The sequence below is a fragment of the Ornithinimicrobium pratense genome (assembly GCF_008843165.1).
GTDB lineage: Bacteria > Actinomycetota > Actinomycetes > Actinomycetales > Dermatophilaceae > Ornithinicoccus > Ornithinicoccus pratensis.
On sequence record NZ_CP044427.1, the window covers coordinates 1,219,914 to 1,235,650 of the forward strand.

Genomic DNA, 15,737 nt, shown 5'->3' on the forward strand with positions numbered 1-15,737 from the left:
TCGCCGTGCCCGGAGTGCGGGCAGGTGCACGTTCCCCTGGAGATGTCCCGGGATGAGTTCGAGGACGCCGTGGGGGACGCGCTGGACTTGGTGCCCACAGCGTTGATGGACCAGCTGGACAATGTCGTCTTCCTCATCGAGGACGAGCCGCCGCCGCAGGACCCGGACCTGCTGGGGGTCTACGAGGGGATCCCGCTGACCGAGCGCGACCTGGCCTGGGGCGGGCACGTCCCGGACCGGATCACGGTCTTCCGCGGGCCTCTGCTGCGCATGTGCCAGGACCGTGAAGAGCTGCTCGAGGAGATCGCGGTCACGGTCGTGCACGAGATCGCCCACCACTTCGGCATCGACGACGACCGGTTGCACGACCTGGGGTGGGGCTGACCCCGCGCAGGTGCCGGACCGGCACCGGCGGTCCGGTCCGAGCCCTGCCCGCCGGTGCCGACCGAGCCGGCGGGGCCGCCGCTGAAGTAGAGTGAGGCCCGTGATTTCCGCCATCGTCTTGATCAAGGCCGAGGTTGACCGCATCCCCGAGGCTGCCCAGCAGATCGCCGAGATCGAAGGCATCAGCGAGGTCTACTCGGTCACCGGGGACATCGACCTCATCGCTGTCGCCAGGGTCTCGCGCCACGAGGAGTTCGCGGACGTCATCGCCGACCGGCTCAACAAGGTGGCCGGTGTCCTGGAGACCAACACCCACATCGCCTTCCGCACCTACTCCGCCGAGGACCTGGACGCCGGCTTCGCCCTCGGTCTGGACGGCGAGTAGGACACGCCCGGTCCCACTCGGGCCGCCTCAGACCGGCACGGCACCTGCGGGGCGGTCCCAGGGGCGGTCCAGCCCCTGGGCGAACGGCTCCACCGCGGTCCACGACTCAGCCTGCGGCTCTAACGCGGCCCGGGACGAACCGGCGCCGTCCACGGGGCAGGTCCACTCACCCTGCAGGTCGACCAGTCGGGTGCCTGGCTTTTCCAACCAGCCCAGCACGAGCTCGGTCTCCTCGGGCAGGACCGCCCCCCCGTGGTCCTCACCCAGCACGACCTCGGCCGTCTCCCGCAGCGCCACGACGTAGGGCATCGGGTCGGCCCCGGGCGGGCTGACAGAGGTGCCCGCTAGCCGTCCGTGACGCACGCAGACCAGCTCCCATCCGCCCTCGTCGCGGCGCCGTGCGGCGATGAGCTCGGGGGTGCGGGTCAGGGGCCGCAGCCGTTGCGCGCGGGCCGCTGCCCGGACCAGCGACATCATCCGGTCGCGCAGGGTGCCGGCCTCCTCGAACCGTTCTTGGGCGGCCAGCTCGTCGAGCCGCTCGCGCAGAGCGGTGACGACCTCGCGTGAGCTGCCGCCCAGCGCGGCCCGGGCCCGGGCCACGACGTCCGCGTAGTCATCCGAGGTCTGGGCTCCGACGCACGGCCCGCCACAGCGGCCCAGGTCGAACAGCACGCAGGCGGAGTCGGCCACGGAGCGCACCGACAACCGGGTGGTGCACTGTCGCAGCGGGACGACCTCGTGCAGGGCGGTGATGGCGGCCTCGGCGGTGCGCCGGCTGGTGAAGGGGCCGGCGTAGTGGGCGCGGTCCTCCTTGACGCTGCGGACCACGCAAAGACGGGGGAAGGCCTCGTCGGTGAGCTTGACCCAGACCGCTTTCTCCGGGTGGCGTGAGCGCCGGTTGTAGCGTGGCTTGTGCTCAGCGATCAGGCGCAGCTCGCGGACGGAGGCCTCCAGTGGGGTGGCGCACACGATCGGGGTGAGGGACTCGGCCAGCCCGATCATCTCCGCCATCCGGCGGCGGGTTTCGGAGCCGGTGAAGTAGGTCAGGGTGCGCCGCCGCAGGTCGCGTGCCGTCCCGACGTAGAGGGGCTCGCCCCGGGCTCCGCGGAAGACGTAAACCCCGGGGGCTGCGGGCATGGCCTCGGCCAGGAAACGCTTGCGGCGCTGCGCCGGGCTCACCCGGGAGCTGTAGGACTGCAGCTCCTCCAGGGTGTGGACCCCGAGGTTGCCCACGCGGGCGATGAGGCCGTGCAGCACGTCGACGGTCGCCCGGGCGTCGTGCAGGGCGCGGTGGTCGGGGTTGGTGGCGGCGCCGAAAAGCCGAGCCAGGCTGCTCAGCTTGTGGTTGGGCGCCTCGTCCTTGTGGACCAGCTGGCGCGCCAGTCGGACGGTGTCCAACACCGCGAACCCCGGCCAGGCGTGACCGGTCTCCAGCGCGGCCGCCTTGAGGAAGGAGACGTCGAAGCCGGCGTTGTGCGCCACCAGCACCGACCCGGAGGCGAACTGCAGGAACTGGGGCAGCACGCTGGCGATCCGTGGCGCGTCGGCGACCATGGCGTTGGTGATCCCGGTGAGGACCGAGATGAAGGCTGGGATCGGGGTCGTAGGCCGCACCAAGGTCTGAAACTCCCCCAGCACCTGCCCCCGCGCACCTTCACCGCGCCGATCTCGGTGATCTGGGAGCCGGCGGGTGAGCCGCCGGTGGTCTCGAGGTCGACGACGACGAAGGTGACGTCGGGCAGGGCGGTCCCTAGGTCCGCGAACGTCTCCTGCACCATCTGCATGGCCATGAACGTAGACGGGGCCACCGACAGACCCCGGCAGGCAGGCCGAGGTAGGAGGGAAGCGGGCACGCATGAGCCCGCATGCATGAGCGCGCATGCATGAGCCTGCGTGAGGAGTGCGGGAGCAGACGGGAAGCGCTGGGCAGTGGGTGGGTCGTAGATGGGCAGTGGATGGGCGGAGGACGGTCACCAACGGGGTGTGTCGGTGGCTGCCCCTACCGTCGGTCGGGACAAGGAGGTGAACCCATGACCCCCACGACGTTCACCATCGACTGCGACACCTGCCCGGGCCGCGGGCGAATGTGCGGCGACTGCTTCGTCCCCGTCCTGGGACGGGTATGGCTGCAGGATCCGCCGGTGCGGCGGACCGAGGCGCCGGACCCGACGCGCCCCGACGTGACCCTGGGCTCCGAGGCCGAGCCTGCCCGGGGAGCACCGCTGGACTCCGATGAGCTGGCCGCGGTCAGCGCCTTCGTGCGGGCCGGCCTCGTCGACCCTGACGAGGCGGCTGCGGCGCGAGCCCAACTCACCGCGAGGTCAGCAGCGGGCTGACCAGCGGCGCGGCGAGGTCCGCACCGGGCTCAGTGTCGGCGCGGTGAGGTCCGCACCGGCCTACCGGCCTACCGGCCTACCGGCTTACCGGCTTACCGGCCTGCCGGTGGTGCGGGCTGCAGCAGGCCGACCCGACGGTCGTTCCGTGGCCGTCCGCTCAGCGCGGGCGGGGACGGGCGTAGAGATCCTCGATCTCCCGCTGGAGCAGTTCGTTGATCCTGCCGCGCTTGAGTTTCATCGACGGGGTGAGCAGGCCGTTGTCCGTGGTGAAGTCCGTGACGAGGACGTGGAAGGCCCGGATCGACTCGGCCCGGCTGACCGACTCGTTGGCGGTGTCCACGGCCTGCTGCAGCTCGGCCAGCACCTGCGGGTGCTCCGCAGCCTGCTCGAGCGTCAGACCGGTCAGCCCGTTGGTGGTGCCCCAGGTGCTGAGCATCTCGGCGTCCAGGCTGATCAGCGCGGCCACGAACGGCCGGCCCTCGCCGACGACCATGCACTGAGAGATGAGCGGGTGCGCCCGCAGCCGGTCCTCGAGGGGTCCCGGCGAGACGTTCTTGCCGCCGGCGGTGACCAGGATCTCCTTGACCCGCCCCGTGATGGTCAGGAAGCCGTCGGTGTCGAGCTGGCCGAGGTCGCCGGTGTGGAACCAGCCGTCCCGCATCGCCCGCGCCGTGGCATCCGGGTCGCCGTGGTAGCCGCGGAACAGGTTGACGCCTCGCAGCAGGATCTCGCCGTCCTCGGTCACCCGCAGGGACACGCCCGGCAGCGGCCGGCCGACCGTGCCGATCCGGATCATGTCGGGGGTGTTCACCGTGGCCGGTGCCGTGGTCTCGGTCAGCCCGTAGCCCTCGAGCACGACCAGGCCGGCACCGCGGAAGAAGTGGCCCAGCCGCTCCCCGAGCGCAGCTCCTCCGGAGATGGCGTAGGTCACCTGTCCGCCCATCGCGGCCCGGAGCCGGCCGTAGACCAGCCGGTCGGCGAGCGCGTGCTGCATCCGCAGCACCGGACCGGCACCACCGGAGTCCAGGGCCCGGCTGTAGCGTTCGGCCACCTGGGCCGTCCACCGGAAGACCTTGCCCCTGCCGGCGGCCTCCGCCTTCTGCTCGGTGGCGTTGTAGATCTTCTCGAAGACCCTGGGCACCGACAACAGGAAGGTGGGACGGAAGCTGGCCAGGTCGTCCAGCACGGTGCGCGGGTCACCGGTGTGGCCCAGCCGGGCCCCGGCATACACGCAGGCCACCTGCAGGAAGCGCGCGAAGACGTGCGCCAGCGGCAGGAAGAGCAGCATCGCCGCCCCCTGGGCGCGGATGACCTCGCTCAGCCGCTCGGCGGCGTTCTCGGCCAGGGCCATGAAGTTGTCGTGGGTGAGCTCGCAGCCGCGGGGCTCCCCGGTCGTGCCCGAGGTGTAGATGATCGTGGCCGTGTCCGAGCGCCGGACCCGTTCCCGTCGTTCCTGCAGGGTCTGGTTGGAGACCTCGCTGCCGGCGGCCGACAGCTCCTCGAGAGCGCCTGCCTCGATCTGCCACACGTCGCGCAGGTCGGGCAGCTGGCCCCGGACCTGCGCCACCCCGGCGGTCATCACCGAGTCCTCCACGAGGATCGCTACGGCGCCGGAGTCCTGGAGGATCCAGCGCACCTGGTCCACCGAGCTCGTCTCGTAGACCGGGACGGGCACTGCGCCCACCGTCCACAGGGCAAAGTCGGCCAGCGTCCACTCCAGGCGCGTCCGGCTCATGATGGCCACGCGGTCGCCGGCCTCCACCCCGGCCGCGATGAAGCCCTTGGCCAACTGCTCTATACGCTGGTGCAGCTCGGCCGCCGTGACCGACGCCCAGCCGCCGTCCCGGGGGACGCTGACCATGACCCTCTGCGGCTCGGTCTGCGCCCAGCGGGCCGGGTAGTCGGCCAGGCTCCCCTCCGGGGAAGGGGGCACGAGCGGTGGGACGGACACCTCGGTCACGGACACCTCTGGGTGGGGGTCGGGCCCGGGCCGGGGGTCAGGGCAAGGGCTGCGGGGGGACGGGCGCCGTCCACGATACCCAGCGCCGCGCCGACTGCTGCCCCCGGTCCGGCGTGCCGGACTCCGGTGCGGGGGGCCGGCCCGGCGCTCCGCACTAGGGTGACCGCGTGAGCATCTGCGTCGGTGTGGACATCGGTGGGACCAAGATCGCGGCGAGCGCCGTACGGGCCGACGGCACGGTGCTGGCACGCGGGCGTCGGGAGACGCCGGCCCGTGACGCCGACCAGATCGTCCTGGCCGTCGCCGACGTGGTGCGTGAGCTCAAGGACCAGGGCAGGGCGCAGGGGGAGGACATTGTCGCGGTGGGTGCGGCCTGCGCCGGCTTCATCGACCGGTCGGGGGAAACGGTCCTCTTCGCCCCCAACCTGGCCTGGCGTCACGAGCCGTTGAAGGACCGACTGGAGGAGGCGATCCCGCTGCCGGTCGTGCTGGAGAACGACGCGAACGCCGCGGCGTGGGGCGAGTTCCGGTTCGGTGCTGGCCGCGGGCAGACGGACATGGTCATGGTCACCCTGGGCACCGGTGTCGGCGGTGGGGTCATCGTCGCCGGGCAGCTGCTGCGCGGCGCGCACGGGATGGGCGCGGAGGTCGGTCACCTGCGGGTGGTCCCGGACGGCCACCGGTGCGGCTGCGGCAACAAGGGGTGCTGGGAGATGTATGCCTCCGGCTCAGCCCTGGTCCGCGAGGCGCGGCAGCTGGTGGCCGGGGGCAGCCCGCACGCCGGCGGGCTCGCCGATCGCTGCGGCCGGGACCCGCAGCGGCTCACCGGGACCATGGTCACCGAGGTGGCCCGCACCGGTGACCCTGCCGCGGTCGAGCTGCTGGAGGACATCGGACGATGGACGGGCGAGGGGCTGGCCAGCCTCACCGCGATCCTCGACCCCTCCATCCTCGTGGTCGGGGGCGGCGTCAGCGCCGCAGGCGACCTAGTGCTCGAACCGACCCGAGCCGCCTTCGGGCGCCACCTCTCGGGGCGCGGTCATCGCGCCCACGCGCCCATCGCGCTCGCCCAGCTGGGCAACGATGCCGGGATGATCGGGGTCGCCGACCTGGCGGCGGCCAGCCTGCGCCCGCCCGCCGGGCACGGATGAGCCGGTCACCCGCCGCGGAGCCCTGGCCGTGCACGACCCGCTGAGCATCGGCGTCGACGTCGGCGGGACGAGGCTGAAGGCCGGCCTCGTCGACCGGGCAGGGGCGGTGCTCGCGACCGCCCGGCGCGACACGCCGGCTCGGTCGGCACCCTCGGCCGTGCTGGAGGAGGCCCTGCTGTCCGTCATCGCGGAGCTCCGGTCCGGCGCGGCCGCCACCGGGCACCGCGCGGACACCGTCGGCGTGGCCGTCGCCGGGCTGGTGGACGCCGCCAGGGGCACCGTCGTCTTCGCCCCCCACCTGCCCTGGCGGGAGGAGCCCCTGCGCGACCGTCTGGCGGCACGGCTGGACCTGCCGGTGGTCATCGACAACGACGCCAACGCCGCAGCCTGGGCCGAGCACCGCTTCGGCGCCGGACGCGGCGAGAGCCACCTGCTGCTCATCACCCTCGGCACCGGCATCGGCGGGGCCGTCCTGACCGAGGGCCGGTTGCAGCGGGGTCGGCACGGCCTGGCGGGCGAGCTGGGCCATGTCCGGGTCGTGCCCGACGGGCGGGCCTGCCCGTGCGGCAACCGGGGCTGCTGGGAACAGTACGTCTCCGGCACGCTGCTCCGCCGGGACGGCCAGGAGCTCGTCCGCCGTGGGGGAGCCGCATCCGCCGCGCTCGCCGCAGCCTGCGGCGGCGACCCCGACCGGTTACGCGGCGAGGACGTGACCCGGCTGGCCCGCGAGGGCGACCCAGCCAGCCGCGCGGTCCTGGCCGCAGCCGGACGGTGGCTCGGCACGGGCCTGGCCGGTGCGGTCGCCGCCCTCGACCCGGGCACCGTCGTCGTCGGCGGGGGGCTCAGCGAGGCCGGGGACCTGCTCCTCGACCCCGCCCGGGCCGCTCTCGCGCAGCATCTGCTGGGCCGGGGCCACCGCCCCGTCCCCGCGATCGTCCCCGCCGCCCTGGGGGCCGGTGCCGGGCTGGTCGGAGCAGCCGACCTGGCCCGGTCACAGTGATGTCGACGCCCTGAGAGAAGATACGGATCATGCCCGACACCGGCTTCCGCCTGCGCATCGCTAGCTACAACCTTCGTGGTCTCAAGGACGATGCGGCCACTGCGGCCGCCGTCGTCCGCGCCATCGCCCCCGACGTGCTGCTCCTGCAGGAGTTGCCCCGATACCCGGGATCGGACTACGCGATCAGCTCTTTCGCGCGCGAGGCCCGGATGCTGTGGTCCGGCCGCACCCGATGGGTCAGTGGCACCGGGATGCTGACCGGGCTGCGGCCGCTGCCCACCGATTCTCAGGACGTCAAGCTGCCCGTCGGTCTGCGGGAGAACCCGCGCAGCTACACCGTCACCCAGGTCCGCAGCCCCCACGGTCCGGCGATCACGGTCGCCTCGGTGCACCTTCCGCTGCGCGAGCAGCAGCGGGCCGAGCACACCCGCACGCTCCTGGCCGGGTTGGCCGCAGAGGGTGGGGCACAGGCCCCGCTGGTGGTGGGCGGCGACCTCAACGAGGGTCCCAGCGGCGCGGCGTGGGGCGTTCTGGCCACCGGGCTGGCCGTGGTGAGCGACGACCGGCCCACCTACCCGGCGCGCAAGCCGCAGCACCGCATCGACGCGATCTTCTCCCGTGGCCACGTCCTGGCCATCCCCGGCGACCCCCAACTGCTGCAGGGTATGCCGCTGGAGCGCGCGACCGACCACCTGCCGGTGTGGGTGGACCTGACGTTCTAGCCACCCTGCGCCTGTGGTCTGCGCGACCGCAGACCTGCGCGACCGCGGACCTGCGCGACCGCAGACCTGTGCGACTCGGACCTGGGACTCAGACCAAGACGGCCCTAGACCTGGGCACCAAGGTCGTCGTCGGGGCTGCGCCGCTGCGGCTGACGCAGCACGAGCAGCACGAAACCGGCCAGCGCGAGCAGCACCCCCACGGTCGTCCACCCACGGCTGAGGATCGGCACCACCGCGGAGAGCACCACGAGGAGCGGGCCCAGGACCAGCCCGACGGTGATCGCCCAGAAGTGCAGGTCGCCGGCCGGTAGTGGGGGAGGCTCCGGGGGGACGAAGTGGTCGTCCTCCTCTGGGGGCTCGTAGGAGCGGTGATCGGTCGCCATCGACTCCGGGGTTCGCTCGCCGAGGTGGCTCGGCGGACGCAGCCCAGCGATGATCTCCCGGAACTCCCGGTCGATCTTCTCGTCCCCGGGGCCATCCTCCGGGTGGCGCGGCTGGCTCACCCGGCCAGTCTCGCACGCCACGACATACCTCCTCGTGCCGACCGGTGCCGGTAGAGTCCTCTCGTCCCACCCGTCATCCGGAAGCCCCGGGCCGGCCCAACGCAGGAGGAGTCGATGGTCTACACGTTCCTCAAGCACTTCGTCGTGGGTCCCCCCGCGCGGCTGATCTTCCGTCCCTGGGTCGAGGGTCTGCACCACGTCCCCGACCAGGGTCCGGCGATCCTGGCCAGCAACCACCTGTCCTTCTCCGACTCGATCTTCCTGCCGCTGATGGTGCCGCGGCGGATCACCTTCCCGGCCAAGATGGAGTACTTCACCGGCAACGGCGTGCGGGGCTGGCTGACCAAGCAGTTCTTCCTACGCACGGGTCAGATCCCGATCGACCGTTCCGGGGGCAGCAGGTCGATGGCCGCGCTGGAGCAGGGGCTGGCGGTGCTGCGCGAGGGGGGACTGTTCGGGATCTACCCCGAGGGCACCCGCAGCCCCGACGGGCGTCTCTACCGCGGCAAGACCGGGGTGGCGCGGATGGCGCTGCAGGCCGACGTGCCGATCATCCCGTGCGCGATGATCGACACCGACAAGGCCCAGCCCACCGGGCAGAAGATCCCTCGGATCGTGCAGGTGGGGGTACGCATCGGGCCTGCGATCTACCACCGCGAGCTGGCCGGGCAGAGCGAGAACCATGCCGCCCTGCGGGAGGTCACCGACGAGGTGATGCGCGCGCTGGGTAGCCTCTCCGGTCAGGAGTACGTGGACGAGTACGCCGCCGACGTCAAGGCCCGGCTGGCCTCCTCGGAGGGGTCCGACGCCTGACGGCGCGTCAACAGCATCCCCGCGCGTCTCCTACCATGGGTGTGGTGAGCATCGATCTGACCGGTCTGGCCCTAGGGACGCACGACGTCGACTGGCCCGACCTTGCCGCCCTGCAGCAGCCGACCTGGGGCGACCCGGTGGCCCTGGCCCAGACCCTGTCCGTGCTCGCCTCCTACCCGCCCCTCGTCTTCGCCGGTGAGGCGGACCAGCTGCGCGAGCGCATGGCCCAGGTGGCTGCCGGCAACGCCTTCACCCTGCAGGGCGGCGACTGCGCCGAGACCCTCAGCGAGGTCACCGGCCCCAACATCCGCGACCGGATCAAGACCATCCTGCAGATGGCGGTCGTGCTCACCTACGGGGCGGGTATGCCGATCGTCAAGGTCGGGCGGATGGCCGGGCAGTTCGCCAAGCCGCGCAGCCAGGACACCGAGACCCGGGACGGCGTGACGCTGCCGGCCTACCGCGGCGACATGGTCAACGGCTTCGAGTTCACCCCCGAGGCCCGCCGGCACGACCCCGAACGGCTGCTGCGCAGCTACCACGCCAGTTCGGCCACCCTCAACCTGGTCCGCGGCTTCACCAGCGGCGGCTTCGCCGACCTGCGCAGCGTGCACGCCTGGAACCGGGGTTTCATCAAGGGCCCGGCGCAGAAGCGCTACGAGCAGATGGCCAACGAGATCGACCGGGCGGTGCGCTTCCTGGAGGCCTCCGGCGTCGCCGACGCCGAGGAGATGCGCCGGGTGGAGTTCTACTCCGCCCACGAGGCGCTGGTGCTGGACTACGAGCGCCCGATGGTGCGCCGCGACCACCGCACCGGCCTGCTCTACGACACCTCGGCCCACCTGCTCTGGATCGGCGAGCGGACCCGGGACCTCGACGGTGCCCACCTCGACTTCATCTCCCGGATCCACAACCCGGTGGCGATCAAGCTCGGGCCGGGTGCGGACCGGGACACCGTGCTGGCGATCATGGACAAGGTCGACCCCGACCGGATCCCCGGCCGGCTCAGCTTCATCACCCGGATGGGGGCGCAGCGGATCCGCGACGTCCTGCCCGCCCTGTTGACCTCGCTGGGGGAGGAAGCCCGGCGGGTGAGCTGGATCTGCGACCCGATGCACGGCAACACCTTCACCTCCCCCGGCGGCTTCAAGACTCGCCGGTTCGAGGACGTCGTGGAGGAGGTGCGCGGCTTCTTCGCCGCCCACGCCGAGGCGGGGACCCATCCCGGCGGTATCCACGTGGAGCTGACCGGCAACGACGTGACCGAGTGTGTCGGCGGTGCCGGGGAGATCAACCTGGCCGACGTCGGTCTGCGCTATGAGACCTTGTGCGACCCCCGGCTGAACCACCAGCAGAGCCTGGAGCTGGCCTTCCTCGTCGCCGAGATGCTGGAACGGGGCGTGCGCTGAGATGGCGGCCTCCACAGTCGCAGACCTGCGCTCGGACACCCTGACCCGGCCGACGCCGGGGATGCGCGAGGCGATGGTCAGCGCCGAGGTGGGCGACGACGTCTACGGCGAGGACCCGACGGTGGCCCTGCTGGAGGAGCAGGTGGCCGGGCTGCTCGGCCACGAGGCGGCGCTCTTCATGCCGACCGGCTCAATGGCCAACCAGGTCGGGCTGGCGCTGCACGCAGGCCCGGGCCAGGAGATCGTCACCGACCACCTCGCCCATGTGCTGCGCGCCGAGCTGGGCGCCGCGGCGGCCCACTCCGGCATCAGCGCTCGGTCCTGGGTGGCCGACCGCGGGCTGCTCGACGTGGACACCGCCCTGTCGATCATCGTTCCCGACGGCGGCCCCTACCAGGTCAGCACCGCCTGCGTCGTGGTCGAGAACACCCACAACTTCGGCGGGGGCACCATCCAGCCGCTGGCCGACCTGAAGGCGCTGCGCGAGGGCACGCGCGCGGTCGGGGTAGGGGTGCACCTGGACGGCGCCCGGTTGTGGAACGCCCACGTTGCGACCGGCGTCCCCTTCGCCGACTACGGCGCGTGCGCCGACACCGTCTCGGTCTGCCTGTCCAAGGGGCTCGGTGCTCCGGTGGGCTCGGTGCTGACCGGCTCGACCGAGCAGATGGCCCGCGCCCGGGTGCTGCGCAAACGGATGGGCGGGGGGATGCGCCAGGTGGGGATCCTGGCCGCCGCCGGTCGCTACGCACTGGAGCACCAGCTGGACCGGCTGGCCGACGACCACGCCCGGGCGCGCCGCGTTGCACAGGCTGTCGGCACGGCATACCCGCAGGTGGTCGACCCGCAGACGGTGCAGACCAACATCCTCGTGCTCGACGTCTCGGCGGCAGGCTGGACGGCTGGGGAGTTCATCGTCGCCGCTGCCGGGCAGGGCGTGCTCGGCTACCCGATGGACGCGCGGCGTGCCCGGTTCGTCTGGCACCTGGACGTGGATGACCCGATGAGCGCCCACGCCACCGAGGTGCTGCTGGACCTGCTGGGGCGGGGCGTGGACGACCGCGGATGAGGCCGGTCCACGCCGCCGATGACCAGCCGCTGCCCCCGGGGCAGCGGGAGAGCTCCTGGCGACCGATGCACTACGGGCGGGTGCCGAGGCTGGACGTGGAGCGCTGGAGCCTGACCGTCGGCGGGGAGACCCGCGACGGCGGGATGACCGTGCTGGACCGGGCGACGCTGCACGCGCTGCCGTGGGCGGAGGTCGAGGCCCGCCTGCACTGTGTGGCGCGCACCTCCACGCCCCCGCTGCGCTGGGGCGGGGTGCGGATGGCAGACATGGTGGCGCTGGCGCCGCCGGCCGCCGACGCGGGTCACGTGCTGCTCGCCGCCGCCCGGGGGTATGCCGCCTGCGTCACCCTGGCCGACCTGGTCCACCCGGACAGCCTGCTGGCTACCCACGTCGACGGGCAGCCGTTGACGCCGGAGCAGGGCTGGCCGGGACGGGTGGTGCTGCCGCACCTGTACGGCTTCAAGGGACCAAAGTGGGTGGCCGAGCTGACCTACCACCACCGACCGCAGCAGGGCTGGTGGGAGTCGCACGGATACCACCCCCGGGCTCGCGTCGTCCACGAGGAGCGGTTCGCCCACCAGGGCTAGCCGGGCTCGACCGGCTCAGACGACCTCGAGCACGATCTCGGTGCCCACCGGCACCAGTTCGCCTGGCTCGATCGACTGCGAGCGCACCGAGCCGAAGAAGCCGCCGCGGGTGTCCTCGCGCACCACCACCAGGCCCAGCTCGGTAAGTTCGCGCTCCGCGTTGCGGAACTGCGAGCCGACCACCTCCGGGACGGTGACCAGCTCCGGGCCATCGGAGATCACCAGGGTCACGGTCCCCCGCGCGCCAGGGCGCCCGAGGATGGTGACTGCGACAGGACCGCGCCCTCCGGCACGTCCTCGTCGTGGATCCGCCTCGGGTCGACGGTCACGGTGAGGCCGGCCCTGGTGAGCGCGTCGGTGGCTTCCTGCTGGGGGCGTCCGGTGACGTCGGGCACCTCCACCGGCGCCGGCCCGGAGCTGATGACGAGGTCCACCTCACCATCGGGGGGCAGCAGCTCGCCCGCCTCCGGCTCGGAGCGCAGCACCCGGCCCTCGGGCTCGACCTCGTCGTGCTCGCGGCTCTGCTCGCCGAGGGTCAGGCTGGCCGACTCGACGGCGGCCTGGGCGGACTCCAGGGTAAGTCCGACCAGCGGGGGAACGGCATACCGCTCCTGACCCTGGGAGACGACCAGGGTCACGTCGGTGCCGTGCCGCAGGCTGGTGCCGGGCTCCCGGTCGGTTGAGACGACGGTGCCGTCGGGGATGTCCTCGGAGTAGGCGTAGCTGACCACGGCGTCCAGCCGCCGGGCGTCGAGGGCGGCCCGTGCGTCTTCCTCGCTGAGGTCGACCACGGCGGGCATCGCTGAGTGCACGCCGGGCCCGTCGGTGAGCCACCAGAAGCCGTAGCCGCCACCGGCGAGCAGGACCACCAGCAGGAGCGCGAGCAGCCACCGGCCGGCACCGCGACGTCGCGGGGCAGGGCGCGGCTCGTGGACGGGCGGCGCCGGCCGCCGGCGCGGGGGACGCACGGTGTTGCCGGTCGTGCGGGCGTAGTGGCCGTCGCCGCTGCCCGTTCCGGCCACGGGCAGCTGACGGGTATGCCCGCCTCCGGGAAGCAGCTGCGTGGGGTCGCCCTGGGGGCCGTCGGGCAGGCCGAAGGCGCGGGTGGCGTCGGGGTCCTCCCCGTCAAGGCCCTGCCCGTCCTGCCCGTCCTGCCCGTCCGGTCTCGGCCGGACGGGGACGGCGTCGAGCGCGGCGTCGGGCAGCTCCCGCAGCAGCTCGCGCATCAGCTCTAACAGCTCACCGGCGTCCCGGGGGCGCTCGTCCGGGTCGGTCGCCGCCGCGCTGGCCACCAGCAAGACCATGGCGGGCGGCACCGTGGGCGCCAGGGCGCGCAGGTCGGGCAGGCCGCGGTGGACGTGGTCGTAGGCGACCTGCAGGGGGTCGTCCCCGGGGAAGGCCTTGCGGCCGGTGAGCAGCTCGAAGAGGAGCAGGCCCACGCCATACACATCGGTCCGCGGGTCGGCCCGGCCCCGCTCGACCTGCTCGGGCGCGAGGTAGGCGGCCGTGCCCCACAACATCTCGCTGGTGTGGTGGCTGGCCGCGCTGATGGCGCGGGCCAGGCCGAAGTCGACCACCTTGATGCCGCTGTGTCGGCCCTGGTCGATGAGCACGTTCTCGGGCTTGACATCCCGGTGCACCAGCCCTCGGCGGTGCGCCTCGGCCAGAGCCTCGGCCACCGGGATCATCAGGGTGAGCGCCTGGCGCGCCGAGGCGGGGGTGCGGTGCTCGATGACGTCACGCAGGGTGGGGCCGTCGACCAGCTGCATGGCCAGGAAGACCAGGTCACCGTCCTCGCCCTGGTCGTAGACGCTGACGATGTGCGGGTGCGAGAGGCGGGCCGCCGCGCGGGCCTCCTGCTGGAAGCGGCGCACGAAGGCCTGGTCGTGCGCCAGGTCGGGGCGCATCACCTTCAGCGCGACCGGTCGGTCCAGGCGCAGGTCCCGGGCACGGTAGACGGTCGCCATACCCCCCGCGCGATCTCGGCCTCGACCCGGTAGCGGCCGTCAACGACGCGGTCGATGACGGCAGGGGTCGAGGCGTCCACACTGCCATGGTACGGAGCGCGACCGGGCGAGCGTGGGAGGCCGGACCTGTTACTGGGTGCGCATGAGGTGCTTGATGTTGGTGACGTACTGCCGGGTGTCGCTGAACAGGCCGTACTGCCGGACGCTGCCTAGACCCTGGTAGTAACCGCCGATCGCGGCGTCGGTGGAGTCCGCGGAGCGCATCAGCGCCCGCATCACCACCACGCCGGCGGTCACATTGTCCTGGGGGTCGAGCAGGTTGAGCTCGCGGCCGATGAGCGAGGAGGCCCACTGGCCTGAGGTCGGGATGACCTGCATCGCCCCGATGGCGTTGGCGGGGGAGACAGCCCGCTGGTTCCAGCCGGACTCCTGGAAGGACAGGGCCACCATCAGCTTGGGGTCGACCCCGTGCCGGTTGCTGGTGTCGATGATCATAGCCTTGAGCTCGTCCTGGCTGGGCACCTGGGCGTTGCTCAGGTAGATCCGGTTGGCGGCTGCGGCGCGGGCGGTGGCGCTGGAGTACTGGTAGTGCAGGAAGGTGCTCTGGACTTCCTCGTCGGTGAGCAGGTTGCCGATGGTGTGCTCGTCGTAGGGGCGCGAGAGTGAGGACGGGATGCCGGAGCGGCTGGGGGAGCTGCTCGAGCTGCTCGAGCTGCCGGAGGAGCTCGAGCTGGACGGGGTCGAGGAGCCGGGCAGGCTCAACCGCTGGCCGGGGTAGATCAACCGGGTGTCGTCGAGAGAGTTGGCCCGGGCCAGGGCGTCGACCGTGGTGCCGTGCTGGGCGGCGATCCCGTAGAGGGTGTCGCCGGCCCGCACCGTGACGGCACCGGATGAACTGGAGGAGCTGGAGGAGGTCGAGGAGCTCGAGCTGCTGCCCGAGCCGGGCAGGGTGAGGATCTGACCCGGGTAGATCAGCCGGCTGTTGCTGATGTTGTTGGTCGAGACCAGCTTGGCCACGGTGGTGCTGTGCCGGGCGGCGATGTGCGTCAGAGTGTCACCTGCGCGGACGGTCACCGTGCCGCCGGTGGAAGGGCTGGCGGACTGGGTCGAGCTGTTAGCGCGGTCCGAGGCGGAGGACTGGCCCGGGGCCGGGACGGCGACGGCGCCGGGGATGCGCAGGATGTCGCCGGGCAGGATCCAGCGGCCTCCGTCGGACAGGGAGTTGGCCCGCACGATGGCCTGCGCGCTCACGCCATACCGCGCGGCGATGTCGTAGACGGTGTCGCCCGAGCGCACCGTGTGCGTGCGGGTGACCGACAGGGCGAGGTCGAGGGATAACGGCGCGGTCCCGTGCACCGCGGTCGGCGGGATGTAGGCGTGGGTCGGTAGATCCGTGGGCGGCAGGGCGGCAAAGAGGGGCACGTTGACTCCGGGACAGGTGCGACGTTAGGGAC

General features: G+C 72.5%; 17 protein-coding genes. 10 read left to right on the forward strand and 7 right to left on the reverse strand.

Annotation, left to right across the window (positions count from 1 at the left end):
• Positions 1 to 42 precede the first annotated feature (42 nt).
• Entirely contained in the window at positions 43 to 384 is a 342-nt protein-coding gene (locus FY030_RS05490) for a metallopeptidase family protein (protein ID WP_158062658.1), read from the forward strand.
• 100 nt (positions 385 to 484) lie between these two features.
• Positions 485 to 769 (forward strand): Lrp/AsnC family transcriptional regulator, encoded by a 285-nt coding sequence (locus FY030_RS05495; protein WP_158060630.1) that lies wholly within the window; start codon positions 485 to 487, stop codon positions 767 to 769.
• Positions 770 to 796: 27 nt separating this feature from the next.
• Here the strand turns inward: FY030_RS05495 and FY030_RS05500 are convergent, their stop codons facing one another.
• Entirely contained in the window at positions 797 to 2,407 is a 1,611-nt protein-coding gene (locus FY030_RS05500) for a DEDD exonuclease domain-containing protein (protein WP_420371872.1), read from the reverse strand.
• Between the two features lie 392 nt (positions 2,408 to 2,799).
• Here FY030_RS05500 and FY030_RS05505 point away from each other — a divergent pair, with 392 nt between their 5' ends.
• A complete protein-coding gene (locus FY030_RS05505; RefSeq protein ID WP_158060631.1) occupies positions 2,800 to 3,105 on the forward strand; it encodes a hypothetical protein in 306 nt (101 codons plus the stop codon).
• A gap of 157 nt (positions 3,106 to 3,262) precedes the next feature.
• On the opposite strand, the gene FY030_RS05510 is transcribed toward FY030_RS05505, so the two are convergent.
• Complete coding sequence (locus FY030_RS05510) at positions 3,263 to 5,065, reverse strand: AMP-dependent synthetase/ligase (protein ID WP_158060632.1); 1,803 nt, start codon at positions 5,063 to 5,065, stop codon at positions 3,263 to 3,265.
• Between the two features lie 167 nt (positions 5,066 to 5,232).
• Here FY030_RS05510 and FY030_RS05515 point away from each other — a divergent pair, with 167 nt between their 5' ends.
• From FY030_RS05515 to FY030_RS05525, 3 genes are read left to right on the forward strand one after another with little or no spacing between them, the layout of a single operon-like run.
• Entirely contained in the window at positions 5,233 to 6,216 is a 984-nt protein-coding gene (locus FY030_RS05515; RefSeq protein WP_158060633.1) for an ROK family glucokinase, read from the forward strand.
• A 28-nt stretch (positions 6,217 to 6,244) separates the two neighbouring features.
• Positions 6,245 to 7,216: an ROK family glucokinase gene (locus tag FY030_RS05520; protein WP_158060634.1), complete on the forward strand. Its 972-nt coding sequence runs from the start codon at positions 6,245 to 6,247 to the stop codon at positions 7,214 to 7,216.
• Positions 7,217 to 7,245: 29 nt separating this feature from the next.
• The gene (locus FY030_RS05525) at positions 7,246 to 7,938 is read left to right on the forward strand and encodes an endonuclease/exonuclease/phosphatase family protein (protein ID WP_158060635.1); all 693 of its coding nucleotides are present in this window, start codon (positions 7,246 to 7,248) and stop codon (positions 7,936 to 7,938) included.
• A gap of 104 nt (positions 7,939 to 8,042) precedes the next feature.
• Here FY030_RS05525 and FY030_RS05530 read toward each other — a convergent pair whose 3' ends face one another.
• Positions 8,043 to 8,441 carry a hypothetical protein gene (locus tag FY030_RS05530; RefSeq protein WP_158060636.1) on the reverse strand — a complete coding sequence of 133 codons (399 nt, stop codon included), beginning with the start codon at positions 8,439 to 8,441 and terminating at the stop codon, positions 8,043 to 8,045.
• Between the two features lie 114 nt (positions 8,442 to 8,555).
• Between FY030_RS05530 and FY030_RS05535 the strand changes: the two genes are divergently transcribed.
• From FY030_RS05535 to FY030_RS05550, 4 genes are read left to right on the forward strand one after another with little or no spacing between them, the layout of a single operon-like run.
• The gene (locus tag FY030_RS05535; RefSeq protein ID WP_158060637.1) at positions 8,556 to 9,254 is read left to right on the forward strand and encodes a lysophospholipid acyltransferase family protein; all 699 of its coding nucleotides are present in this window, start codon (positions 8,556 to 8,558) and stop codon (positions 9,252 to 9,254) included.
• 35 nt (positions 9,255 to 9,289) lie between these two features.
• Positions 9,290 to 10,663 (forward strand): class II 3-deoxy-7-phosphoheptulonate synthase, encoded by a 1,374-nt coding sequence (locus FY030_RS05540; protein ID WP_158060638.1) that lies wholly within the window; start codon positions 9,290 to 9,292, stop codon positions 10,661 to 10,663.
• 1 nt (position 10,664) lies between these two features.
• The gene (locus FY030_RS05545; RefSeq protein ID WP_158060639.1) at positions 10,665 to 11,729 is read left to right on the forward strand and encodes a threonine aldolase family protein; all 1,065 of its coding nucleotides are present in this window, start codon (positions 10,665 to 10,667) and stop codon (positions 11,727 to 11,729) included.
• Entirely contained in the window at positions 11,726 to 12,316 is a 591-nt protein-coding gene (locus FY030_RS05550; RefSeq protein WP_158060640.1) for a molybdopterin-dependent oxidoreductase, read from the forward strand. The genes FY030_RS05545 and FY030_RS05550 overlap by 4 nt, the downstream gene beginning before the upstream one ends.
• 15 nt (positions 12,317 to 12,331) lie before the next feature.
• Here FY030_RS05550 and FY030_RS05555 read toward each other — a convergent pair whose 3' ends face one another.
• From FY030_RS05555 to FY030_RS05565, 4 genes are read right to left on the reverse strand one after another with little or no spacing between them, the layout of a single operon-like run.
• On the reverse strand, positions 12,332 to 12,538 hold the full coding sequence (locus FY030_RS05555; RefSeq protein ID WP_192498734.1) for a PASTA domain-containing protein: 207 nt from the start codon (positions 12,536 to 12,538) through the stop codon (positions 12,332 to 12,334).
• Positions 12,539 to 12,543: 5 nt separating this feature from the next.
• Positions 12,544 to 14,283 carry a Stk1 family PASTA domain-containing Ser/Thr kinase gene (gene pknB, locus FY030_RS05560; protein ID WP_158060642.1) on the reverse strand — a complete coding sequence of 580 codons (1,740 nt, stop codon included), beginning with the start codon at positions 14,281 to 14,283 and terminating at the stop codon, positions 12,544 to 12,546.
• Positions 14,229 to 14,363, reverse strand: a complete 135-nt coding sequence (locus FY030_RS17035) for a hypothetical protein (RefSeq protein ID WP_272950544.1) — start codon at positions 14,361 to 14,363, stop codon at positions 14,229 to 14,231. Before FY030_RS17035 ends, pknB begins: the two co-directional genes overlap by 55 nt.
• 49 nt (positions 14,364 to 14,412) lie before the next feature.
• The gene (locus FY030_RS05565) at positions 14,413 to 15,705 is read right to left on the reverse strand and encodes a lytic transglycosylase domain-containing protein (protein WP_158060643.1); all 1,293 of its coding nucleotides are present in this window, start codon (positions 15,703 to 15,705) and stop codon (positions 14,413 to 14,415) included.
• Positions 15,706 to 15,737 lie beyond the last annotated feature (32 nt).

Bases quoted from the DNA above. Each gene is read 5' to 3' on its own strand.
- FY030_RS05490 (WP_158062658.1), top strand. From the start codon at position 43: ATGTCCCGGGATGAGTTCGAGGACGCCGTGGGGGACGCGCTGGACTTG.
- FY030_RS05505 (WP_158060631.1), top strand. From the start codon at position 2,800: ATGACCCCCACGACGTTCACCATCGACTGCGACACCTGCCCGGGCCGC.
- FY030_RS05525 (WP_158060635.1), top strand. From the start codon at position 7,246: ATGCCCGACACCGGCTTCCGCCTGCGCATCGCTAGCTACAACCTTCGT.
- FY030_RS05535 (WP_158060637.1), top strand. From the start codon at position 8,556: ATGGTCTACACGTTCCTCAAGCACTTCGTCGTGGGTCCCCCCGCGCGG.
- FY030_RS05540 (WP_158060638.1), top strand. From the start codon at position 9,290: ATGGGTGTGGTGAGCATCGATCTGACCGGTCTGGCCCTAGGGACGCAC.
- FY030_RS05545 (WP_158060639.1), top strand. From the start codon at position 10,665: ATGGCGGCCTCCACAGTCGCAGACCTGCGCTCGGACACCCTGACCCGG.
- FY030_RS05550 (WP_158060640.1), top strand. From the start codon at position 11,726: ATGAGGCCGGTCCACGCCGCCGATGACCAGCCGCTGCCCCCGGGGCAG.
- pknB (WP_158060642.1), bottom strand. From the start codon at position 14,283: ATGGCGACCGTCTACCGTGCCCGGGACCTGCGCCTGGACCGACCGGTC.